Here is a 21,603-nt window from a genome sequence, read left to right as displayed (position 1 = left end):
GTGTCGAAAGTCGCAGTCGTCACCACTGGTGGCACCATCGCCAGCACCCGAGATGCGCACGGAATCAGTCGGCCCGCAATCACCGGTGCAGATCTGCTCGGCAATGAGCAGACCGACATCGATCTTCGAGTCGTGGACGTGATGTCGAAGGACAGCTCGAGCATGACCTTCGCGGACATGGATCGTGTTCGCGACGCCGTAGCCGACGAATTGAAGGATCCTGGACTCGACGCGGTGGTCGTGCTTCACGGCACCGACACGATGGAGGAAACTGCGTTCTTGTTGGACCTGCACCACGACGACCGACGTCCGGTGGTCTTCACCGGGGCGCAGCGCACTTTCGACCATCCCGAGTCCGACGCTCGTTCGAATCTGGCCGCGGCGATCGCGGCCGGACTCGACATCTCGTCGCAGGGGCGTGGTGTCCTCATCGCCTTCGGCGGTTCGGTCCACCCGGCCGCAGGTACGCGAAAGGCCGACACGACGGCACTTGATGCCTTCCGCTCCTTGCGCATCGATCCGGCCCTGCTGCGTACTCCCGAACCATTGCCGTGGCATCCGATTTCGAACACCCGCGTCGACATCATCGCCGTGTATCCCGGGGCAGACCGCGTACAGATCGACGCTTGCGTGAGCGCCGGGGCAAATGGACTTGTTCTCGACGGACTCGGTTCGGGAAATGCCAATCCGACGATCGTCGAGGCCGTCCGAGACTGCGTAGGCGCTCACATTCCGGTGGTCGTGACAACTCGTGTGCCCTCGGGGCCAATCTCCCCGGTTTACGGTGGTGGCGGCGGCGGCCACGACTTGATCGCCGCAGGCGCTGTATTTTCCACCGATCTTCGGGCCGGGCAGGCACGTGTACTTCTGGCGGCCTTGTTGTCAGATCCGGATCTCGTGGGCCTGGAAAAGGCATTCGACCGATATTCGAGGTTTGCTCGCACCCCGCCGTTCAGGCGGTAGCACTGGCGACGCCGTTCGTAGTTCGAACGCACCCCTTGCCAAATCAGGGACTTTGGTCCGAATCTTTTGATTTGGACGCTTAACAAGTGTCCGAATTGGGTAGTTTCACATCATCTAACTCGTTACGCATGTCGATCCAGCGGTCACGTCCAGTGCAGCCAGTCGAACAGGAGTCGGATGAGCAGCCCATTTCGTGATGCCGCTGCAGTGACGCTCGACGCGTGTCACCGCGTCGGGCACACTCACGCGTCGGACGTGCCTGTCAGCGGGCGCTTTCACCCGCCCTCTGCAATCAAGGGACTGGTTCCACGTCCCCGGTTGCACCAGAAACTCACCGCGTCCACCACTACCGAGGGCTCGGGACCCGGGTCCGTCGGGCTGCTTTCTGCACCGGCCGGAGCGGGAAAGACCCTGCTGCTGGCGAATTGGGCTCGTGAGTATTCGCGGGCGTCCCCTGACGTGGACCTGGCCTGGCTGACGTTGGCCGAGCGCGACAACAACGTGTCGGTGCTGTGCGAATCCCTCGCCGAGGCCATCTCGACGCCTCTCGACCCGGCCGGTCGCGCGCCCACCGGCCAAGGGTTCCCGGCACAGGCGGGATCGAGACGACCCGTCGAACAGTGGCTCGCGCACTTCGCGGAAACCGTCGAAGCTCACGATCGCCGAACGACGCTGATCCTCGACGACGTTCACACACTTCACGATCCGATGTCGATCGGTCTTCTCGACCAGATACTCACGCACACCCCGGACAATCTGTCGATCATCGTCGCTGCTCGATACGAACCTCCGCTCACCTGGCATCGTCTCGCTCTCGATGGCCGACTCACTCGCTTCGCATCCACCGATCTCGCCTTCGACCGCACCGAGATCACTGCGATGTTCGGCGAATACGACATCGCCCTCGGCGACGACGAGCTCGCAATCGTCGAGAACTTCACCAAGGGGTGGGGCGCTGTTGTTCGCCTGACCGCAGCGTTCCTGGCAGGCCGGAGCGACATCGGTGATGCATTGAACGAGTTCACCCATACGCCCCGCCCGATCGCCGACTTCCTCGTCGACGAGGTCCTGACATCCTTGCCCGAGCATGTCACGACATTCATGTTGCGGACATCCGTCGTCGATTCGTTCTCTGCTCAACTCGCAGAAACGTTGACCGATTCGAATGCTCGGTCCGAGATCGACGCTCTGATTCAATACAACTTCCCCGTGACGCGGACCGACTCCGCTGACCACACCACGTGGTTCAGCTACCACCCCCTTCTCCTCGAACACCTCCGCGCAGAGTTCCGTCGGGTCGATCACGAGGAGAGAAATCGCGCGCACCTTCGAGCAGCAACCTGGTTCGAGAGTCATCACTTCGAACTCGAGGCGCTCGAACTCGAGGTGTCGATCGGCGACCCGTGCCGCATCCTCGCTTTTCTCGAGCGCTGCGGACTGGGCCTCGTACTCGACGGGCACAGCGGAGACGTCGTCCGAGTGCTCGAATCCGCACCGACGCAGGTCTCCGAATCTCCGATCACCCGCCTGGTCCTGGCTGCGGCCGCCCTCCATTCCGGTGACATGACCTCTGCGACAACGTGCCTCGATCTCCTCGAGGCAACTCATCCGCCTATTGCGGACGAGCCACTGTTCCTGGCGATGAGTCTGGAAATCTCCTGTGCTTCGCCAACTTCCGACAACAAACCATTGGTTTCGCGCCTGGTGCGGCGCCAGAACAGCACTCACTCGGACGTCGAAGCCTACGCTCACCTCGAGATAGCGACGGCCCTCCTACTCAAACGCGAGTTCGACAGGGCAACTGTCGAATACACCCAGGCGGTCGCGCTCGGAACACTACGAGGCAGGTCGCGATTCGTACTGAAGGCACTGACCGGGCTGGGATTTGTCGCCTCACTCAGCGGGGACATCGAGGCGATGAGGGCACACTCCACCTACGCCATCGACTACGCGGTCGAACACCGAATCACAACGACGGCGGAGTACGAGTTGTCCGCGTCCGTGGTGGCCTTCGCTGCATATCTCTGCGCCACCAGCGAACTTCCGTACCGCATACCGACTATCGGAAACTACCGGAGCACAGATGTTCTCGGCGCCAGCGTCCCGGCATTCGGGTGGCACACCGTCGTCACGTTCGGGCTCCACAGTCTCGGCGACGCGGCCGATCGACGGTCGACCGCTGCCGACGTCCGCGATGCGATGCTCAGCGCGATCGCACTGCGCACCTTCTCATTGGCGACTCTTGCCCTACTCCCACCGGTCGTGAACGCATGCCTGTCGGTCGGCGAAGTGGAATGGGCCGGCCGACTCGTGCGCGATGCGGCTGATCAGTTCGGCGTGACTTCCGAGATACACCTGGCGCGAGCTGCCGTGGCTTTCTCGTCCAACAAGTTCGCAGAAGCACTCGTCGAGGTTTCCGAAGCCCTCGGATCCACCGAAGAGCCTGTGCTCGCCCACACCGTCTACGCCTGGACACTCGAGGCTGGGATCCACGCTGCCACCGGTCACGAGCGCAAGTCGTTTCGTTCGCTGCAGAAAGCCCTGCGAGCCGCAGAAACCGGTGGGCTGTTGCGACCTTTCCTCGACTACGGCGCGTCACTGCGTCCGATCTTCGACGAGTTCAGTGGGCACTTCGGCGATCAGGAGGCTTTTGCCGAACAGGTACGCAACCGCATTCGTCCACAAGAGCTGGTGAGTGCACCGATCCTCACACCGGGCGAATACACCGTGCTGCGCGAACTGGCCTCGGGAGACACCACCGAGTCGATCGCCGACACGATGTTCCTGTCCGTCAACACCATCAAGACGCATCTACGCGGGATCTATCGGAAGTTGGAAGTAAGTAACCGACGCGACGCACTCAAGGCTGCGCGTCGCGGCGGACTCATCTGAGCAAGACTGCTTCCATGCCCCCGAAGCTGTACTCCGATACGCGCGATCGAATGACCGTCTGGGCGAGACGCACACCAAGCCGACGGTTGGCTACCGACGCGACGATCGACGTCTTCGAAGTCGGACTCGTCGACAGCGCCATGACTTTGGCAGCCCAGGCGTTCACGTCCTTGCTGCCGGTGATGATCGCAGCGTCCACCCTGGAAAAGCTGAAGCCCTTGGCCGATGTCGCCAGAGACGACCTCGGGGTGCAGCTTCCCGACGCCGTGATGACCGACACCTCCACTGCGGCCGCGTTCGGCATTGTCGGCTTGCTCATGCTGTTGATCAGTTCCACGTCCTACGCTCGCGCCCTTGGCCGGATGTACGGACGAATCTGGAGTGTGCCGACAGCGACACTTCGCCAGGCATGGCGGTGGATCGCGGTCGTGTTCGTCGTCGCCGCGTCAGTGGTCGGTGCTGCGCTGTGCCGCGAACTGAATGCCGTTCCGAGAGTGGGCAGTCTCCTGGAATTTGTTGCGGTCTACGCAGTGTGGGCACTGGTCTGGACTGCCGTGCCCATGCTGTTGACCGCCAATCGCATGACCACTCGTATGTGTGTCGGGTCCGGCTTGCTCACTGCGACGGGTCTGACCGGACTGCACGTGGCCGGCACTCTTTTCCTGCCGCGGATGACCAAGACGTCTCAGGACGAGTTCGGCCTTCTCGGCGTGATGTTCACCGTGATCGGGTGGCTGTTCATCTTCTCCGCCATCGTGGTGGTCGCGTCGTCGATCGTCGGATCGGTCGCAAAAGACGCGGGACCACTGGGAATCTGGCTGCGGACGTCACGCTGAAGTGTTGTCCCGGCCCTCGAGTGCCTGCGAGACGGTCGGATAGACGTCGACCTTCAGCGCACCCTCGTCAGCCCCGGACAAGACATCGCGGAACTGACCGATGTCGCGGGCCACCCGGAAGCTCACATTCTTGCGAGCCAACGAATCTCGAAGCTGAGCCAACATCTGGGCCGCGCTGACGTCGATGAACGGTGAAGTCTCGGCGTCGAGAATGACCGTTGTGGTCCCGGTAGTCACCATGCCGGTGATCTGATCACGCACGTGATCGGCATTCGCGAAGAAGAGTCCGGATTCGACCCTGACCACCACGACGCCGTCGAGTGTCCTCAGATCAGGATGGCTGCTGGTGTCGACCCAGCGCGTGCCGTCCTTGGCCAGAGCGGCCACGTGCGGTTTGGAGACTCGATACAGGAGCAGCAGCATCGAGACGACAATTCCGATGATCAGACCGGGCAAGGTATCGAACAGGAGAACTCCGAACATCGCCGCGACAGCGGCGGCGAAATCGGCCCGAGCGGCGTGCCCGTAGATGCTGCCCAATCGCTTCGTCCAGACCCGGTAGAGCGCTGTGAGAGAAGAGAAATCCACTAGTTCGATCACTGCGGCGATCACCACCGCCGATAGTGTCGCTTCCGGTAGTTTCTCGAACAACCCAGTCAGGAACAGCAGTGTCAGCAGCGTCAATGCGGCGACCACCAACCCGCTGACCTGTGATTTGGCACCCGCTCCCCCGTTGACAGCCGTCTTCGAGAGGCTGCCGTTGACCACCATTCCCGAGCAGATGCCCGATCCGAGATTGGCGGCCCCCAGACCTACCAGTTCCCGATTGGCGTCGATCGTGTATCCGGCCTTCGCCGCGTATGTCTTTGCAGCGCCGAGACCTTCGGCGAAACCGATGAGTAGAACACCGACGGCCGGCCCCACGAGGTCGAGGTAGTCCTCGGCTCCTACTCCACTCGGCAGGCCCATAGTCGGCAAGCCCGAATCGATGTGTCCGACGATGTCGATGCCACGGTCATCGAGTCCGAACAGCGCCACTGCGGTAATCCCCAGTAACACAACCAGAAGCGAACCTGGCACGAGCGGGAGCCATCGCTTGACTCCCAGAACCATTGCCAAGCTGAGTAATCCGATGACCACCGTCGGACCGTCGACCTCGCCAAGTTCCTTGATCACCGTCCACGCCTGGACGAAGAAGTTCCCCTCGCCCTTGTCCACGCCCAGGAGTTTGGGTACTTGACCGATGATGATCGTGAGCGCCAAACCGACTATGAATCCCTTGAGAACCGGCTCGGAGATGAAGGATGCGATGAATCCGAGGCGCATGAATCCTGCGAGCAATCCGACGAGTCCGGTCACGATCGCGAGCCCAACCGACAACGCGACAAATCTGGTGTCGTCTCCCGACGCCAGTGGCGCGATCATCGCCGCGGACAACGCGGCAGTGGCCGACATCGGTCCGACGATCAGATGCCGCGAACTACCTGCTGCTGCATACAGAATCAGTGACGGAACTGCAGCATAGAGCCCGACCACCGGCGGAACTCCGGCGATGGTGGCGTACGCGAGCGCTTCCGGGACAAGGACAGCCCACACCGTGAGGCCCGCGATGATGTCTGGGCGAAGCCAGCCTCGCTGATAGTCGGACAGTGATCCGAAGACCCACCACGTCCGTGTGTGCGGAGCACTCATAGCCCTTGCACCCCTTTACTGATCTGCATCGCCGCGATCAGGACGAGGAGCCCGACGTTCAGCAAGTGCGTGTTGGTGGCTATCCAGGTACGGATCTTCTGCAGCGGTTCGGTGGCCTCCTCCTTCTTGATCAGGAGAAGGGCGACAGGCACGGCGACCGAGGTCACGGACACCAGAGAAAAGATCACGGCCGAGACGATCTGCGACGTCGGCGCCACGGTGCTGAGGCGAAAGTTCATGGCAGCGGCAATCGCACAGGACATGTCGATGGGATTGAGAACGAACAGCGCGAACCCGAGCACACCCGATCGCATCGGCTGGAAGTGTTCTACCGACTGGAGCATTTCCGGCAGTTGAGGGGCCGCCGCGACAACATCTCCCGGAGCCACTGCAGCCGCCATCGCCTGTACTCCGCGCCGACTACGCGTGTAGACGAACCAGGCACCCGCGAGCAACGTCACGCCGAGAACGAGGTGGAGGATGGGCACCCACAGGGGTGGGTGTGTTCTCTGATGAACTTGGAGTGCGGTCAAGATGATGTACGACCCGGCCAGGGCGACAACTATTCCGAGATACCACCCGATCAGATACGCGATGCTGTTGAGACGCGCTCGTTCGGAAAAGAGCACGGCGACAACGGCGACAACCGCCAGCGGGCTCATGATGATACCGAGTGCCAGCGGGATCTGTTGCAGTAGCAGCGATCCCATAACTACCTCCCGTTGTCAGAGACCGCCGATGCCCTTACCGATGAGAACAACACCGATAACCAGGATCAACACACTCATCACAGTGGCGTTGTTGTCCTGCAACCACACCTTCAGCTTGGCCAGCGGACCGCGCAGTCGCTCCGCGGCAACGAGGTAACCGATCACGGGCACGCACACTGTCGAGGCAGCGATGACGGTGAAAACCAGAACCGCGACGACTACTTCGCCGGAGCCCAATGACGCAGAGCCGATCGAGATTCCAGCCGCGATACACATCATCAGATTCTTCGGATTGATCGCTGCCAGCGCGAAGCCCAAGCCGAGGCCCTTGGCAGCGGTCATGTCGTCGATAGCTTGCATCCACTTCGGGGTTTCATGCTCGCCAGCGCGCCCACGCCATTGCTTCACTCCGAACGCAAGCAGCAACACACCCAACGCCAGCTTGATCCACGACACCGTCGCAGAGGGATCGCCTTCGGAGTCGCCGAGCTTGCTGGACAGGAGCACGAAGATCACTGTGGCGACAACTATTCCGAGTATCCAGCCCAGGGCGAAGCCGACGCTGGTGCTACCGGCTCGCTTGGACAACAACATCAAGATCGCCGCGATGATCGGGATGGGCGATACCGCAACACCGACCGCTAAGGGTAGAAGATCCCCGATGACAGATCCCATGCCGACCTCTTCTCTCTCCCGGTCGACACTAGGGGTGACGTTCCTTCGCAGCCTCACACAAAAGGGATGAACGGAGCCGCGATGACATTCACCCGTTGGGGATGACGCCTCGGGAGCGTGTGGGAGCAAGACTGGATCTCACGGATACGGAGTCCTGGATCGAGCGGCGACACCGATTGCCCCTGACGACACGTGATTTCGAGGCTCGACGCGGTACTGACCGAACCTCATGGCCCTACGAAATGGAGCGGACACTGATGAATGCTCCCACTCGGTATCAATTCCTCATCGACGGCGAAGTGTCGGACCGCGTCAAAGCGGCGTTTCCCGAACTCAGCGTTGCCAGTGCCGCCGGCGGATTCACCAGTTTGTACGGGCCCGTCGCGGATCACACTGCTATGCGAAGCATCATGGCTCGCCTCGATTCCCTCGGCTTGACCGTAGCCGAACTACGAAGGCTCCCAGACTGATCCGAGCCGACTGATCCGAGCCGGCCCTCCGTCGGGTCGTCCCCCGCGCACGAGCGATGGTCCCGACCGAGTCGATTCGGTCGGGACCAACTGCTCTCGAGTTGTTCGGCGCCTAGACTCTGTCTGTGTCCCAGGTCGCGACGGCCCAGATCACAACGACGTCGAGCGCGATGACCAGGATCGACCACAGCGGGTAGTACGGCATCCACAAGAAGTTGGCGATGATCGAGAGCGACGCAATAACTATTGCCGCCGCCCTGGCCCACACTGCACCGGTGAAGAGGCCGAGAGCCACCACGATTCCGATGATGCCCAAGATGATGTGGATCCAGCCCCACGTCGTGATGTCGAACTTGTACGTGTAGTTGATACCCACGACAAACAGATTGTTGTCGGCGACCGCCGCAATGCCCTGAAGCAGAGCGACAATGCCTGCGGTGAGCAGCAGAATTGCTGCTGCAAACGTCGTACCTACCGCGAAACCCTGCCGGACAGGGTGATTCGCGGGTTCCCGCGGTGGAGCAGTCATCAGCGTTCCTTTCGACAGAATGCACTTCCCATACTCAGTCTCGAGGGGCTGGGAAGCGAAAACATCACCCGTCGCGGATGAACCGCAGGTCACCGACCCGTACCCGCTTGCCGGCATCGCAAACCAACATTGGCAGACTGGCACTGTGCAACACACCGTGGTCGTGATCACCGATATCTACGCTCCACCGGCAGTGATCTTCGATCTCGAACTCGACATGGACGAACACTCCGCCTCGCTCCACGCAACAGATGAGGTGGCAGTCACGAGTATGGGTAGATCGACGCTGGGAGAGGGCGACGAGGTGTCGTTCACTGCTCGGCATTTCGGGTGGAGATTCTCGATGACAAGCCGAATCACGCAGTACAACCGTCCATACTCGTTCACAGACGAGCAGGTCCGCGGCCCGTTTGCCGCAATGCAACATGAGCACGTCTTCGACGATCAGCCGGGTGGGTGGACGCGGATGCATGACCGCTTCACGGTTACGGCCCCTTTCGGCGTGCTCGGACACCTGGCACTGAGGTTGGCTGTCGGCCCGTATCTGCGCCGTCTTCTCGAGCAACGCGCCGCGCACATCAAGACCCGCGCAGAAGGTGGCACCCCTTTCATCGAGTGAGCACCCTCTCCGACGCGCTGCAGACGGTGTTCACTCAACTGAACCTGTGCTCACTCAGCAGCAGTCGCACTCGTCACCGCTCTCGGGCACCGCCACAACCGGGCAGCACGGATCACCCTTCCACGCGTTGATGCCTTCCTTCACGGCGATGACGGCGATCACCAGTGCCGCAATCGGGTCCGCCCACGACCAGCCGAGCACCGAGTTGAGCAGCAAACCGACCAGCAAGACCGCAGAAAGGTAGGTGCAGAGCAGCGTCTGCTTCGAATCCGCGACCGCCGAAAGCGAACCCAACTCCCGACCTGCTCGGCGTTGCGCATAGGACAGAGCCGGCATGATCGCCAAACTCACTGCAGCCAATACTATTCCGACGCTCGTGTGCTGCGCTTCACCCAGACCGAACAGCGACCGAATCGCGTCGAACGAGACGTACGCAGCGAGCCCGAAGAACGAGAATGCGATCACTCGCAGTGCCGTCTTCTCACGGCTCGTCGGATCCGGGGCGGAGAACTGCCAGGCAACCGCTGCCGCCGAGGACACTTCGATCACGGAATCGAGGCCGAAACCGAACAGTGCTGCGGACGACACCCGTGTGCCCTCCGCCAGCGCGATGATCGCTTCGACGACGTTGTAGCTGATCGTGATCGCCACGAAGATGCGAATTCGTCTCGACAAGAGCGCACGCCGGGCAGTCGAGAGGCCGCCACCGTCAACGGGCGCAACCATCAGCAGCATCCTTCTGATTCACTGTCCGGGCAGTACGACGGATCCACCGCGAGTACGACCCCGAGCAGGTCGTCGAGGGCCTGACCGATATGTGCGTCGGCGAGTTCGTATCTGGTCCGGCGCCCTTCCGGGACGGCCACTACCAAGCCACAACCGCGCAGACAAGCCAGATGATTGGACAGCTTCTGCCTGGTCACAGCCAGTGTCTCAGCGAGGTCGGACGGGTACCGAGGGGCGGTTTTCAGTTCGAGCAGTATCCGTGTCCGAGTCTCGTCGGACAAGGCATGCCCGAACCTCGCAAGCACCGCCACGTTGGTCACCACATCTACGCCCTCGACATCCATACGTACGACAGTACATCGAAATCTGTATTCAGAAAACACTGAACTTAGATGGTTCAAGATCCCTCCATCGGGTAACGCAAGCGTGAAGCCACCCGACCGGATAAGCGAACACCGGGAGTCCACATCCGATGAACCGTACAAAAGTCGACGATCACGTAGCGATGGCCGAACTACCGACAACCGGCAGCATCTTCCAGGTCTCCTGGCCGGTGCGTACGGGCGACATCCACACCGACAAGCAACTGCGCCTCGACGCGATCGCGCGCTACCTCCAAGACGCGGGCTTCGACAATCTCGTCGACCGCGGCGCCATGGATACACACCCGCTGTGGATGGTGCGAAGGACGGTGATCGACGTACTCGAACCCGTCGTCTGGCCGGATCGAGTTCATCTGCAGCGCTGGTGTTCCGGACTCTCCAGCAAGTGGTGTTCGATGCGGGTTCGGATCAGGTCCGACAGCGGTGGATTGATCGAGACCGAGGCATTCTGGATCAACATCGACCCGAAAACCGGAATGCCGGCAACCATCAGTGAAAAGTTCACCGCTGCCCTGGCATCGACGGCCGTGGACGAGCATCTTCACTGGCGTCGGTGGATCGACCCCGACACCGACGATTACGCGGATTCTCCATTCCCGTTGCGCTCGAGCGATTTCGACCCTTTCGATCACGTGAACAACGCAATCTACTGGCAACCCGTGGAAGATGCACTGCCCGAAAAATTACGAAGCGAACCCTTTCGCGCGATCCTCGAGTACACCCAGCCCATCAAGAGAGGTGAGCAGGTGAGCGTGCGAACCGGCACGAACACGCTGCACATCGACGCCGGCGGCGAGGCACGTGCATGCGCTCGATGGTTTGCCCTGACCTCGAACCACAGCGATCAGGGGTGAAGTTTTCCGAACCCCACGACGGCGGAGTCGGATTGCCAGTGAAGATCATGGACTCGCACCTTGCCGAACTCGTTGCCGCCGACCGTGATCGCCGAGTCACCGTCCACTGCCACAACGATGTTGGTGTGCTGACCTACCCATCTCGAACTGTCGTAGATCACCACATCACCCACGCTCGGGATGTACCCGCTGCCGTTCTCGGCGTACGCGCCGATCCCCTGGTAGTACTCCTGCAAGGTGTACACCCCCGGGATACGCCAGCTTCCGGAGTTCGGGTTCGACAACGGTCGACCCGCTTCCCTCATTATCCAGCTGACAAAATCGGCGCACCATTCTTCGTCGATACCGTCGGAATAGAAAGTGCCCGGACGGTCCCGCTCATGCTCGGATTGCAGCAGTTCGAGCACTCGAGTCTGGTCCGCAGTCACCGAACTGGCGTCGACCGTCGGGAACTCGGCAGTGTCCCAGGGCAGATACCGCGAAGGCGCGACCGCGACGACAACCGCCCCGACCACGATCACGACGCCGAGCACCCCGGCAATCCAGAGCAAGATACGGCGGCGACGGTTGGGTTCGGCAGGACTCACCCTTACGAGTGTGCCAGCCTGCCGAGAATCGAAGCGCCAACCACCCCGATGACCTGGCACTTCTCATCAAACTCACACGAATGTGCCACCAAACTATTGCTATGGCACCAAAGTGGTGCCATAGTGGTGCCATGGACTTGACACCGTACGTAGACAACCTTCGCCACGAACTCGCGGTGGCGGCCGAAGCAGGCGGAGAAGACGCAAAGGCCCTCGCCGATCGTTTGACCGCACCGCTGGAATCAGCAGTGCGACTCACCCTTCTCGACGCATTGTCTGCGGCAGCCGCCGAGATCACGCGTGACCTCGCCCCAGGCTCGGTGGACCTGCGCCTACGGGGACGCGAACCCGAATTCGTGGTGGCACCAGCCATCAGCGAACCGGCTCCGGCCCCCGCCGAAGAGGAACCGACTCCGGCTCCGCGCCCCGTCACGGAGTCCGACGACGCCTCGATGACTCGAATCAACCTGAGGCTGGGGCAAGACCTCAAAGACCGGATCGAGGCGGCGGCCAAGGAAGCCGGGATCTCCGTGAACGCGTGGCTGGTTCGCTCGGCTGCAACTGCGCTGGAAGGCGGCATGAGCAGAAGCACTCCGAGACAGCGCACGTCCCAAGGCTCCGAAAGCTTCAGCGGCTGGGTGCACTGACACCGGCTTCACCTTTCGCACGACCCTCTATCACCAACCGAGACAACCTCATCGGGAGTATCGCCATGCCTACATTCAGCACACCTGACCCCATCACCTTGAACTTCGACGTGGCAGTCGGACACATCCGGATCGCTGCGAGCAGCCGCAACGACACTGTCGTGGAAGTGTTGCCCAGCAACTCGTCTCGCGAGGTAGACGTTCGAGTCGCCGAACAAACGCGCGTCGAATTCGCAGGTGGCCGGCTACAGATCAAGACTCCGAAACAGCGCGGTCTCGGCATTTTCGGGAAGACAGGATCTGTCGACATCGCCGTTCAGCTTCCCTCCGGCTCGGGACTCGAAGGCACTGCCGCAGTTGTCAGCCTGCGCGCCGAAGGCACTCTCGGACGCTCACGCGTGAAGGTCTCGGCCGGAGATTGCACACTGGACACCACCGGACCGCTCAACGTCAGCACCGGCGCCGGAGCGATCATCGTCGAGCATGTGGCCGGTGACATCGACACGAGCACCGGGTCCGGAAGCATCCGCATCGGCCGCGTCGACGGCAACGCGGAGGTCAAGAATTCCAACGGCGACATCAACATCGGCACGATCACCGGCGCGCTGAAGGCGAAGACCGCCAACGGAAGCGTCGCCGTCGAACACGCCGAATCCGACGCGAGCGCCGCAACCGCCAACGGCGACATCCGTTTCGAGACCATCGAGAGTGGAGTCGTATCCGCCAAGACGGCCGCCGGGCGAATCCATATCGGCGTTCGATCCGGAACCGCCGCACGATTCGACGCTCATACGTCCTTCGGCCGTGTCGACAACCAGATGAATGCCACGCACGGTCCGGCTTCCACCGAACGCCGGGTAGACGTCCGGGCACAAACCAGTTACGGCGACATCGTCATTCGACGTTCGGAGCCCCGAGAAGAATCCAACAAGAAGATCTAGCGAAAGGAACGCTGATGTCCCGTAAACCAGCCATCACCGCGACGGGTCTGAAGAAGGCCTACGACGACAAGACGGTACTGGACGGAATCGACATCTCTGTCGACCGCGGAACCGTCTTTGCACTCCTCGGCCCCAACGGCGCCGGCAAGACCACCATCGTGGAAATCCTCTCGACCCTCGTTCCCGCAGACGGCGGCGACATCCGCATCGCCGGGTACAACCCTTCCGACGATCCTGACGCGGTGCGTTCGCGCATCGGTGTCACCGGACAATTCTCGGCGGTAGACGACTACCTGTCCGGCGAGGAAAACCTTCTCCTCATGGCCGATCTTCACCACCTCGGCAAGGACGAACGCCGCACTCGCACTGACGAACTCCTGGAGATGTTCGATCTGCAGGGCTCCGCGGACAAACTCGCGTCGACGTACTCGGGCGGAATGCGCCGACGGCTCGACCTGGCAATGACGTTGATCGGACGACCGGAGATCATCTTCCTGGACGAGCCCACCACCGGCCTCGATCCCCGGAGTCGACGCACCATGTGGCAGATCATCCGGGAGTTGGTCAAGGGCGGTGTCACCATCTTCCTCACGACGCAGTACCTCGAGGAAGCCGATCAACTGGCCGACCACATCGCCGTCCTCGATCAGGGACGGATAGTCGCCCAAGGTACGGCAGCGGAACTCAAACGACGCATTCCCGGCGGCCACATTCGTCTTCACTTCATCGATCGAGACCAACTCGACTCTGCTGCTGCTGTTTTCGACGAGTCTACCCGTGACGATGCCGCCTATGTCCTGCAGGTTCCCAGCGACGGCGGTGTCCGCTCGCTGCGCTCGCTTCTCGACCAACTCGACGCTCACTCGATCGACGTCAAGGAACTCTCCGTGCACACACCGGACCTGGACGACGTGTTCCTGACTCTGACCGCCACCGAAAGGACCGACGCGCGATGACCACCATGACGCTTGCCTATCAGGACTCGAAAACCATGCTGCGTCGCAGCATTCGACACATCCTTCGATATCCGTCGATGACGGTGATGCTTGTCGGGATGCCAGTCGTCTTCCTACTGCTGTTCGTCTACGTGCTCGGCGGAACGCTCGGGAACGGCCTCGGCCCAGGCGGTGGCGGCCGAGCCGAGTATGTCAATTACGTTGCACCGGCGATTATTCTGATGACTGTGGCATCAGCGGCACAAGGTACTGCCATCTCCGTCGCAACCGATATGACCGCGGGGATCATTGCACGATTCCGCACGATGGCGATCACGCGCACGTCCGTCCTGACCGGTCACGTTCTCGGCAGTCTCCTTCAGACGGTCGTGAGCCTCGTTGTAGTCATCGCCGTGGCGATAGCCGTCGGCTTCCGGCCTACTGCAGGCTTCGTGGAGTGGGTTGCCGCGTTTGCTCTCCTCATCCTGGTCTCCATCGCGATGATCTGGTTGTCCGTTGCCTTCGGCCTCGTCAGCAAGAGCGTCGAGACCGCCAGTAATCTTCCAATGGTGTTGATCCTCTTGCCTTTCCTGGGAAGCGGATTTGTCCCCACCGACTCGATGCCGACCGTGTTGCGATGGTTTGCCGAGTATCAGCCGTTCACTCCGATCATCGAGACTCTTCGAGGACTTCTTCTCGGCGAAGCGATCGGGAACAACGCCATACTCGCGATCGGATGGTGCGTCGCAATCACCTTCCTCTCCTACCTCTGGGCGCGGAGTTTGTTCAATCGACGCCCGGTGCGCTGACCTCGAAACACACGATCTTCGAGAACAGGTACGGTGTCGCTGTCGTCGAGTTCCGAGGCGATGGCGACGTCGTGTGGAAACCCCATGACGATCAACTCGCGTCCTGAGGCACAGTCCCGCAGGCGGTCCTCGTACGAATCCGACACCGCTGTCCAGGCATCCGCCGCCATCTGCGCCTCGGGCGACAGGGAACCTTCCCAACCAGCCGCGGTCAACGCCGTGACAACCCCGCCGGCTCCCCACAGATCCTCCACTGCCGGGCGCAACTCTCCACCGGGCCACTTCTCCCCGGATGCGACTATCGCAAACCGCGATCCCGGACCATGTTCGTGCACAATCCAATCAGCGACGGCGGAAGCGTTCCTCAATGAAGCGCCGACACACACCGCAACCTCGGACGCCAACGCAAACGCGATGGTCGACCCGTTCGGCGACGGCAGTACCAGCCGACTCGGCACCTCGGCCTCGCGAATCATCTTGGGAGACAGACTGATCTGTCCCTCCCTGGCCACACTTCGTCGTACTGCAAGAACCGCATCGGCATCACGCGCGTAATCGACCGCACTCTCGTCGTTCCAGGAATAGGGAAGTACGTCGATTCCCGCGTCGGCGGCGACGCTCAGCGTCGTCGTGAACGAGAGAACGTCTACCACCACTGCCACATCGACGCCGACAGCAATTGCTTCGGCGCCGCGCAGGCCCCAGTCGAATCGAAGTCCGTACTCGAGTTGGCGATGCTCCGGATTCATCGCACCAGCATCTCAGAAACGAATCAGGTTGTCCGGCACGCACAAATCCTCGTGCTCGTACAGCCCTCGCACGGCAACTGGATCGTCGCCGGCGCACACCTCGGCGATATCGTCGAGCAGTAGGTCGTAGTCGGCGCCGGTCTTTCCGTCGTAGGCGTCCGTCATACGACCCCACTCGTCCCACGGCAGGGTTTCGACCTTGTTCATCGCGGCAAGATCCTTCACTGCGTTGCCGCGGATCTCGGCCGGCCCCCAGTTCTGGGTGCCGTACACCCCGAACTGGGACCCGTCGATCTCGCCGCGTCGATACGCCAGCCACGCCTCACCACCACTGAGGAATTCTCCCGGCTGCAGGTTATGGGCGTGAGGAAGGACGTTCTGTCCGAGGATCTCCGAGTCGATGCGGATCCACCGCTTGCCGGCGTCGTCCCAGTACTCGGTGATCCAGTGGTCCACGCCCTGTCCCGGTTGAAAGTAGGTGGCAAAACCACAGCGGACGCGAGCGGAAATTCCGCGATAGCGCAGAAACGCACAACTCAAAACAGCAAAGTGCCGACAGGTTCCGACGAGCCGCTTGTCGGGTTCTCGGGCGGAGGTCACCGGTGCCGGATCGAGCGCAAGCAAGCGTTGGAGCAGAACGCTTGCCGGCCGGATCTGGTTTTCGTCGAATCGGTCGGTGGGCAGATTCAGCGACCGCGCATCGGTGGGTTGGACCACCAGGTATGGCACTACCCGGCATATTTGCACGGGGTCGGTGGGGAGCGACTCGAGGGCGAGCGGGTCCACTCCGTCGATGCGGGTGAACGGTCCTGCTGATGTGTAGTCGAGAACCGCCGTCATGGGCGGAGACTAACAAACACTGCCGACACTGCCGCTCCACTATGGTTAGGGTCCCATAACCATGAAACCCGAGGTTGCTGTGAACCCAATGTTGAGCCGCCGTGCCATGCTGTCCGTCACCTTCGCCACAGCAGCAGGTTTTGCCCTTGCTGCCTGCGGCGACAGCGCGAAGGACGAATCCACTCCCGGCACCGAAGGTGCTCACGCCGAGGCCAACGCCTTCCCGGTGACGATCGACCACAAGTTCGGCTCCACCACCATCGGGCAGGCACCCAGCCGCATCGCAGCGGTCGGCATCGGCGACGCAGACGTTCTGCTTTCCCTCGGTCTGACGCCCGTCCTGGTCCCGGTGTGGAAGGGATCGACCGACGACGGAATCGGAGTCTGGGCCGACTCGGCAGTCCAGGGCGCCGAGCCGACACCATTGGCCAACGCCACCACCGATTTCGACATCGAAACGATCGTGGCAGCAGCGCCTGACCTGATCATCGCCGTCAACAACGCGATCGACGAGGATCTGTACAAGCAGCTCAGCGCCATCGCGCCGACTGTGCTTCACGCCGCCGATCAGACGGATTGGGTGCTGCCCTGGCAGGAAGTCACGACCCGCATCGGTACGGCTGTGGGCGTTCCCGCGCAGGCAAAGCAGGAGGTCCAGGAAGTCGAAGACCTCATCGTTCGCACCCGCGCGGAGAACCCCCAGTTCGAAGGCAAGACAGCAGCTCTCGTCATTCGCTGGAGCGATGGAAATCTGCGGGCGTTCAGCCCTGAGGCAGCGCGCGCTCAGTTGCTCACGCAATTGGGATTCACGGCTCCTGCCGCACTGAAGGATCGGTTCGCGGGCAAGCTGAACTACGAGATCTCCGCCGAGAACTACGACCTCCTCGAGTGCGACTACCTGCTCTTCGACAACTACGAAAAGGCTCGCCCCGAGATGGAGACGCAGCCGGCGTTCACCAATCTGAACGTGGTCAAGACCGGCGGCCTGATCAGCTTGGACCCCATCGTCAGTGACGCGGTGTCCATGCCGAACCCGCTCACCATTCCGTTTGTGCTGGAAGATTTTGTAGCAAAGATCAATCAGACGATCGCGGGTCGATAACCTTCGTTCGACCGGACCACACCCACAACACCACAGCCGACACGGCCACGCAGACCGAAACGATCACCCATGGTGACGCCGGCGCTGCGTGGCCGTTGTCGACTAGGTCGTACACGAATCCGACTCCCACGGTTCCCAGGAGCGCGAGCAGACCGCCGATCGTGTTGAGCATGCCGAAGTGCGCTCCGAGGTTGCTTTCACGACCGAGGATGGCAATGGTGTCTCGCATCGGCGGCACCATCAACATCTGTCCCAGGTGCAGCAGCCCGATCCACACCGCCAGACCGACTATCTGCGTCGACGCCGAAGCTGCGGATTCGACGCCGGTGACCAGCGGAACCAGGAACGACACCGAAATGAGCACAAGCCCGAAGGTGATCGCGCGTCGATGCCCGATGCGGTGGGCAACCGCGACCGTCGGCCCCTGCCCGACGATCACCAACACCGCTGCGCCCACGTAGAACCATCCCAGCGCCGACTGCGAACCGATTCCGCGCTCGAGCTGTTCCGGAAGCATCAGGTACAGCTGGCTGTACGCAACCAGCTGAAAACTGCAGAGCGTCGCGAAGAGCAGAAAGTTGTTGTTGGTCAAGACGCTTCGCCAGACGTCGCGCAGCGTATAGGTCGACACCGGGCCGTCGTGGGCATCGCCCGGCCGCGGGAACCAGATGAAGAACCCGACCCACATGATCGCGAACAGCAACGCCGCGCTCGACGCCGTCCACGAGAACGGAAACATCAACAGAGCAGCACCCAACGCCGGACCGATCACGGTTCCCAGACGACTGCACATTTGTTCCACTGCAAATAGATCCGTACGACGCATGACTCCTGAGGTTTCGAGTTCGCGTCCGTATTCGGCGTTGGCCGACTCCACTGCGGGTGCGAACAGAGCCGCGGCGAACCCGACCAGAAGCACACCGACGATCACCGCCGCTATACTCTCGGCCAATCCGAGCATCAGGAAACCGACCACGCGAACTGCGATGCCCAGCAGAATGATCGGACGCTTGCCGAACCTGTCGGCGAGGCTTCCACCGATGAAGAACATGCCCTGCTGACTGAACATCCGGAGTCCGAGGACCAGGCCGACAATCCAGGCCGCGAATCCGAGGTCCTCCGAAAGGTGCACCGCGAGAAAGGGGACAACCAGATAGAACCCGATGTTGAACAGCACCATCGAAAGAAGGAGCAACTTCACCACCGGCGGCAGGACACGAACCTTCGCGAAGGTCTTGTTACCGGGGAAACGCTCACTGAGTACCACGACCAAAAGACTATTGCCCGCGCGGTGTTCTGTGGAAATCTGCCATTTTGCAATTGGTTAACTGTCCGTTTAGGTAGCGATGGTAATCATCTTCCGGGGGTTCGAGCACACGACAACGAGAGCCGGGATTTGATGAATGGATTGACGCGCCGTCAGATGGTCAAGACGATGGCGGTAGCCGCAGGGACAGTCACCGCAAGCGCATTTACCTTGGGTGCCAATACCTCCGTCGCGGGGGCGAACCCCGCGCAGGAGATCAAAGTGCTCTCCCTCAATACCTGGCACGGCGGAACCAAGATCAACGGTGGCCTGCAGCTGATCGCCGACATGATCATCTCGACCCAGGCGTCGATAGTTCTCCTGTCGGAAGCCGGCACTGCGACAACTGTATTGGCCGACATGCTGACCAAATCAGGAACCACCTTCTACGGAGCAGCGTCCTCCGACGTGGGGATTCTCTCCAAGTTTCCGATCGAGGAAAAAGCCGACCTGAACTCGATGATCAAGGCAGTCGTGACGGTCGACGGCAAACAAATCGCTGCTTACTCGGCACATCTGGCCTACACGTCCTACGCAACCTATCTACCGCGCGGATACGGCGCGGGTGTTCCCACGCCTGGAGAGTTCTCCGAGTTCGGCTGGAACAAGATGCCGTCCGGTCCGGTCACGGACCCCGGGACGGTTCAGCGTGTGAACGTCAATTCGGGACGACCCCTGGCAATTTCGACGTTCATCGACGATGCAGCCGCAGAACGGGCGAAGGGCAGATCCGTCATCCTCGGCGGCGATTTCAACGAACCGTCGGCCCTGGACTGGACCGACGGCACGCGAAATCTGTTCGACCACAACGGTGTCGTCATTCCGTGGGAATCCACCCGTCTGCTCGACCAAGCCGGATTTGTCGATGCATACCGCAGCAAGTACCCGAACCCGGCTACACACCCGGGCTTCACCTGGCCGTCCGACAATCCCGACGTCGACACCTCACAGCTCACCTGGGCACCCGAGGCAGACGAACGCGATCGGATCGACTACATCTTCGCCGACCGCGCTTCCGACCTGAAGTTGGGATCTGTGGGAATCATCGGACCCCGAAAGACGATCGTGCACAACAAAAGAGTGGAGGAGAACTCCCAGGACAACTTCATCGCTTCACCGACGCCGTGGCCGACCGATCACAAGGCCGTTCTTGCGACGTATCGTTTTGCCAGCTTCGGCGGCGGATCATCTACCGGTTCGTGGAGCGGTTCCTGACAGGGCATCTCGTAGCCAGTCGATCATCATCGGCGTCAGCTCGGGCAGCTTGGTCACTGCGCAGTGCCCCGCATCCGGGATGACGTGTACCTGCGTGTTCGGGCGCTCTTCGAAGAGTGTTGTGTCCGAGAGCGGGATGTGAACGTCGTCGGCCCCGTTGACCACAAGCATCGGGGTCCGGCCGTCGTCGGCGGTCATCAAGACACTGCGATCGAACGCACGGAGACCCTGTACCAGCGCCTCTTTGGTTGCCGGGGCATCGAAACCCAGTGCGTTTCCGACGATGTCGCCCATGCCGTAGACCAGGCGCTCGGCGTTCGCGGTCTCGAACGCACCCTTGACCGGGGCACCGATGTTGATCACCGCATCGACGGCGCCGGTCAACCCCGAGCGCACGGCGAAGTTTCCACCGAAGGAGACTCCCAGGTGCGCCACCTGCCCGTTGCCGAGAGCGCGAGCCGTCGATACGAGCCCGTCGATCACCTCGTCGCCGAAAGCATCGAGAGGAACGGGTGATTCACCAGTTCCCGGCTGATCGAAAGCGACAACCGTCACCCCGGCGTTCTTCGCGAACGCGCTGGCCAACGGATGCATGTCCATCTTCCAGCCGTCGACGCCGCCGCTGAGCAACAGGACGGGTGCGTCTTCGTACCGTCCGTCCGCCGAGAGGATGTGTACCGGTAGCTCGATCTCGCCGTTTCGGTAGGGCAGGGAGAGGATTCGACGCTCGAACTCGAGCCCGAATCCTGGTGCTGCCTTGACGTATTCGTCCACCTGATTGCGCAGAGCCCGTCGACGGGATTCGTTGGCCAGCACCGGGAACTTGGCGATTCCGTAGATCATCGCTGCCAGGGAATGATTGCCGGCCGCGGAGTACTTCGCCGCCAGCGCCGACCACTCGTACGACCAACCACCCGGCGCGTCGGCCCAGGTCGAGTTGATGGACGCGCGCAGTTCCTCGAGATCCGAGACGGGGAGCCCGAAGCTCAGAAACTGTCCTGTGCGCTCTTCGAAGAGGCCTCGGTGATCGACAGGAAATTCGTATGACATAGGAAAACACCCCTCAATACATCTCTAACGCAACGATCAGTTGCATTAGCTCAGTGAACCACGTGTCTCCAGC

The 21,603-nt window shown here is 61.5% G+C and carries 23 protein-coding genes; 12 read left to right on the top strand and 11 right to left on the bottom strand.

All coding sequences use genetic code 11. The features are described 5' to 3' along the window. The 3 genes from AC2ETI_RS24600 to AC2ETI_RS24590 all read left to right on the top strand — a co-directional run bounded on the left by AC2ETI_RS24600 (position 1) and on the right by AC2ETI_RS24590 (position 4,691). A complete protein-coding gene (locus AC2ETI_RS24600) occupies positions 1 to 963 on the top strand; it encodes an asparaginase (protein ID WP_283567258.1) in 963 nt (320 codons plus the stop codon). Positions 964 to 1,140: 177 nt separating this feature from the next. After that, positions 1,141 to 3,855: a helix-turn-helix transcriptional regulator gene (locus AC2ETI_RS24595; RefSeq protein ID WP_483634532.1), complete on the top strand. Its 2,715-nt coding sequence runs from the start codon at positions 1,141 to 1,143 to the stop codon at positions 3,853 to 3,855. A gap of 14 nt (positions 3,856 to 3,869) precedes the next feature. Continuing rightward, complete coding sequence (locus AC2ETI_RS24590; RefSeq protein ID WP_020909552.1) at positions 3,870 to 4,691, top strand: hypothetical protein; 822 nt, start codon at positions 3,870 to 3,872, stop codon at positions 4,689 to 4,691. Here the strand turns inward: AC2ETI_RS24590 and AC2ETI_RS24585 are convergent. From AC2ETI_RS24585 to AC2ETI_RS24575, 3 genes are read right to left on the bottom strand one after another with little or no spacing between them, the layout of a single operon-like run. Beyond that, entirely contained in the window at positions 4,683 to 6,383 is a 1,701-nt protein-coding gene (locus AC2ETI_RS24585) for a SulP family inorganic anion transporter (RefSeq protein ID WP_483634531.1), read from the bottom strand. The two genes, AC2ETI_RS24590 and AC2ETI_RS24585, sit on opposite strands and share 9 nt — an antisense overlap. Beyond that, complete coding sequence (locus AC2ETI_RS24580) at positions 6,380 to 7,093, bottom strand: GAP family protein (protein ID WP_483634530.1); 714 nt, start codon at positions 7,091 to 7,093, stop codon at positions 6,380 to 6,382. Before AC2ETI_RS24580 ends, AC2ETI_RS24585 begins: the two co-directional genes overlap by 4 nt. A gap of 15 nt (positions 7,094 to 7,108) precedes the next feature. Further along, on the bottom strand, positions 7,109 to 7,768 hold the full coding sequence (locus AC2ETI_RS24575; RefSeq protein ID WP_483634529.1) for a GAP family protein: 660 nt from the start codon (positions 7,766 to 7,768) through the stop codon (positions 7,109 to 7,111). A 257-nt stretch (positions 7,769 to 8,025) separates the two neighbouring features. Between AC2ETI_RS24575 and AC2ETI_RS24570 the strand changes: the two genes are divergently transcribed. Further along, entirely contained in the window at positions 8,026 to 8,238 is a 213-nt protein-coding gene (locus AC2ETI_RS24570) for a hypothetical protein (RefSeq protein WP_078377385.1), read from the top strand. Between the two features lie 112 nt (positions 8,239 to 8,350). On the opposite strand, the gene AC2ETI_RS24565 is transcribed toward AC2ETI_RS24570, so the two are convergent. Continuing rightward, complete coding sequence (locus AC2ETI_RS24565; RefSeq protein ID WP_020909554.1) at positions 8,351 to 8,767, bottom strand: DUF7144 family membrane protein; 417 nt, start codon at positions 8,765 to 8,767, stop codon at positions 8,351 to 8,353. Positions 8,768 to 8,912: 145 nt separating this feature from the next. On the opposite strand from AC2ETI_RS24565, the gene AC2ETI_RS24560 reads away from it, so the two are divergent. Then, positions 8,913 to 9,386, top strand: a complete 474-nt coding sequence (locus AC2ETI_RS24560) for an SRPBCC family protein (RefSeq protein WP_483634528.1) — start codon at positions 8,913 to 8,915, stop codon at positions 9,384 to 9,386. Positions 9,387 to 9,440: 54 nt separating this feature from the next. Here AC2ETI_RS24560 and AC2ETI_RS24555 read toward each other — a convergent pair whose 3' ends face one another. Next, positions 9,441 to 10,121 carry a cation efflux transmembrane domain-containing protein gene (locus tag AC2ETI_RS24555; protein WP_021345930.1) on the bottom strand — a complete coding sequence of 227 codons (681 nt, stop codon included), beginning with the start codon at positions 10,119 to 10,121 and terminating at the stop codon, positions 9,441 to 9,443. After that, positions 10,112 to 10,456, bottom strand: coding sequence for an ArsR/SmtB family transcription factor (locus AC2ETI_RS24550; RefSeq protein ID WP_020909557.1), 345 nt, complete (start codon positions 10,454 to 10,456; stop codon positions 10,112 to 10,114). The genes AC2ETI_RS24555 and AC2ETI_RS24550 overlap by 10 nt, the downstream gene beginning before the upstream one ends. A gap of 128 nt (positions 10,457 to 10,584) precedes the next feature. Between AC2ETI_RS24550 and AC2ETI_RS24545 the strand changes: the two genes are divergently transcribed. Further along, positions 10,585 to 11,349, top strand: a complete 765-nt coding sequence (locus AC2ETI_RS24545; protein ID WP_483634527.1) for an acyl-[acyl-carrier-protein] thioesterase — start codon at positions 10,585 to 10,587, stop codon at positions 11,347 to 11,349. On the opposite strand, the gene AC2ETI_RS24540 is transcribed toward AC2ETI_RS24545, so the two are convergent. After that, entirely contained in the window at positions 11,340 to 11,936 is a 597-nt protein-coding gene (locus AC2ETI_RS24540; protein ID WP_172933191.1) for a CHAP domain-containing protein, read from the bottom strand. The genes AC2ETI_RS24545 and AC2ETI_RS24540 overlap by 10 nt on opposite strands. A gap of 131 nt (positions 11,937 to 12,067) precedes the next feature. On the opposite strand from AC2ETI_RS24540, the gene AC2ETI_RS24535 reads away from it, so the two are divergent. From AC2ETI_RS24535 to AC2ETI_RS24520, 4 genes are all read left to right on the top strand, one after another. After that, positions 12,068 to 12,583, top strand: coding sequence for a toxin-antitoxin system HicB family antitoxin (locus AC2ETI_RS24535; protein WP_029256566.1), 516 nt, complete (start codon positions 12,068 to 12,070; stop codon positions 12,581 to 12,583). 65 nt (positions 12,584 to 12,648) lie between these two features. Further along, the gene (locus AC2ETI_RS24530; RefSeq protein ID WP_317830286.1) at positions 12,649 to 13,524 is read left to right on the top strand and encodes a DUF4097 family beta strand repeat-containing protein; all 876 of its coding nucleotides are present in this window, start codon (positions 12,649 to 12,651) and stop codon (positions 13,522 to 13,524) included. A 14-nt stretch (positions 13,525 to 13,538) separates the two neighbouring features. Then, positions 13,539 to 14,480, top strand: a complete 942-nt coding sequence (locus AC2ETI_RS24525) for a daunorubicin resistance protein DrrA family ABC transporter ATP-binding protein (RefSeq protein ID WP_020971200.1) — start codon at positions 13,539 to 13,541, stop codon at positions 14,478 to 14,480. Beyond that, a complete protein-coding gene (locus AC2ETI_RS24520; protein WP_080910301.1) occupies positions 14,477 to 15,268 on the top strand; it encodes an ABC transporter permease in 792 nt (263 codons plus the stop codon). The genes AC2ETI_RS24525 and AC2ETI_RS24520 overlap by 4 nt, the downstream gene beginning before the upstream one ends. Here AC2ETI_RS24520 and AC2ETI_RS24515 read toward each other — a convergent pair. Together AC2ETI_RS24515 and AC2ETI_RS24510 are read right to left on the bottom strand one after the other, a co-directional pair. Next, positions 15,223 to 16,017: a 2-phosphosulfolactate phosphatase gene (locus AC2ETI_RS24515; RefSeq protein WP_483634526.1), complete on the bottom strand. Its 795-nt coding sequence runs from the start codon at positions 16,015 to 16,017 to the stop codon at positions 15,223 to 15,225. The two genes, AC2ETI_RS24520 and AC2ETI_RS24515, sit on opposite strands and share 46 nt — an antisense overlap. Positions 16,018 to 16,029: 12 nt before the next feature. Continuing rightward, positions 16,030 to 16,857, bottom strand: coding sequence for a transglutaminase domain-containing protein (locus AC2ETI_RS24510; protein ID WP_483634525.1), 828 nt, complete (start codon positions 16,855 to 16,857; stop codon positions 16,030 to 16,032). An 88-nt stretch (positions 16,858 to 16,945) separates the two neighbouring features. On the opposite strand from AC2ETI_RS24510, the gene AC2ETI_RS24505 reads away from it, so the two are divergent. Continuing rightward, entirely contained in the window at positions 16,946 to 17,959 is a 1,014-nt protein-coding gene (locus tag AC2ETI_RS24505; RefSeq protein ID WP_225989364.1) for an ABC transporter substrate-binding protein, read from the top strand. Here the strand turns inward: AC2ETI_RS24505 and AC2ETI_RS24500 are convergent. Then, positions 17,934 to 19,226: an MFS transporter gene (locus tag AC2ETI_RS24500; protein WP_483634524.1), complete on the bottom strand. Its 1,293-nt coding sequence runs from the start codon at positions 19,224 to 19,226 to the stop codon at positions 17,934 to 17,936. The genes AC2ETI_RS24505 and AC2ETI_RS24500 overlap by 26 nt on opposite strands. Before the next feature lie 132 nt (positions 19,227 to 19,358). Here AC2ETI_RS24500 and AC2ETI_RS24495 point away from each other — a divergent pair, with 132 nt between their 5' ends. Then, positions 19,359 to 20,480, top strand: coding sequence for an endonuclease/exonuclease/phosphatase family protein (locus tag AC2ETI_RS24495; RefSeq protein ID WP_483634523.1), 1,122 nt, complete (start codon positions 19,359 to 19,361; stop codon positions 20,478 to 20,480). Here AC2ETI_RS24495 and AC2ETI_RS24490 read toward each other — a convergent pair. Continuing rightward, a complete protein-coding gene (locus AC2ETI_RS24490; RefSeq protein ID WP_133727307.1) occupies positions 20,451 to 21,530 on the bottom strand; it encodes an alpha/beta fold hydrolase in 1,080 nt (359 codons plus the stop codon). The two genes, AC2ETI_RS24495 and AC2ETI_RS24490, sit on opposite strands and share 30 nt — an antisense overlap. Positions 21,531 to 21,603 lie beyond the last annotated feature (73 nt).

The sequence above is a fragment of the Rhodococcus sp. MurmanLake-1 genome, assembly GCF_056945715.1.
The sequence above is the reverse complement of the archived record's forward strand: the minus strand, read 5'-3'. Positions and strand labels throughout refer to the sequence as shown.

Coding starts and splice junctions, on each gene's coding strand:
- AC2ETI_RS24545 (WP_483634527.1), top strand. CDS start 10,585: ATGAACCGTACAAAAGTCGACGATCACGTAGCGATGGCCGAACTACCG.
- AC2ETI_RS24565 (WP_020909554.1), bottom strand. CDS start 8,767: ATGACTGCTCCACCGCGGGAACCCGCGAATCACCCTGTCCGGCAGGGT.
- AC2ETI_RS24530 (WP_317830286.1), top strand. CDS start 12,649: ATGCCTACATTCAGCACACCTGACCCCATCACCTTGAACTTCGACGTG.
- AC2ETI_RS24515 (WP_483634526.1), bottom strand. CDS start 16,017: ATGAATCCGGAGCATCGCCAACTCGAGTACGGACTTCGATTCGACTGG.
- AC2ETI_RS24525 (WP_020971200.1), top strand. CDS start 13,539: ATGTCCCGTAAACCAGCCATCACCGCGACGGGTCTGAAGAAGGCCTAC.
- AC2ETI_RS24520 (WP_080910301.1), top strand. CDS start 14,477: ATGACCACCATGACGCTTGCCTATCAGGACTCGAAAACCATGCTGCGT.
- AC2ETI_RS24555 (WP_021345930.1), bottom strand. CDS start 10,121: ATGCTGCTGATGGTTGCGCCCGTTGACGGTGGCGGCCTCTCGACTGCC.
- AC2ETI_RS24575 (WP_483634529.1), bottom strand. CDS start 7,768: ATGGGATCTGTCATCGGGGATCTTCTACCCTTAGCGGTCGGTGTTGCG.
- AC2ETI_RS24505 (WP_225989364.1), top strand. CDS start 16,946: ATGTTGAGCCGCCGTGCCATGCTGTCCGTCACCTTCGCCACAGCAGCA.
- AC2ETI_RS24510 (WP_483634525.1), bottom strand. CDS start 16,857: ATGACGGCGGTTCTCGACTACACATCAGCAGGACCGTTCACCCGCATC.
- AC2ETI_RS24490 (WP_133727307.1), bottom strand. CDS start 21,530: ATGTCATACGAATTTCCTGTCGATCACCGAGGCCTCTTCGAAGAGCGC.
- AC2ETI_RS24595 (WP_483634532.1), top strand. CDS start 1,141: ATGAGCAGCCCATTTCGTGATGCCGCTGCAGTGACGCTCGACGCGTGT.
- AC2ETI_RS24495 (WP_483634523.1), top strand. CDS start 19,359: ATGAATGGATTGACGCGCCGTCAGATGGTCAAGACGATGGCGGTAGCC.
- AC2ETI_RS24570 (WP_078377385.1), top strand. CDS start 8,026: ATGAATGCTCCCACTCGGTATCAATTCCTCATCGACGGCGAAGTGTCG.
- AC2ETI_RS24580 (WP_483634530.1), bottom strand. CDS start 7,093: ATGGGATCGCTGCTACTGCAACAGATCCCGCTGGCACTCGGTATCATC.
- AC2ETI_RS24550 (WP_020909557.1), bottom strand. CDS start 10,456: ATGGATGTCGAGGGCGTAGATGTGGTGACCAACGTGGCGGTGCTTGCG.
- AC2ETI_RS24535 (WP_029256566.1), top strand. CDS start 12,068: ATGGACTTGACACCGTACGTAGACAACCTTCGCCACGAACTCGCGGTG.
- AC2ETI_RS24590 (WP_020909552.1), top strand. CDS start 3,870: ATGCCCCCGAAGCTGTACTCCGATACGCGCGATCGAATGACCGTCTGG.
- AC2ETI_RS24585 (WP_483634531.1), bottom strand. CDS start 6,383: ATGAGTGCTCCGCACACACGGACGTGGTGGGTCTTCGGATCACTGTCC.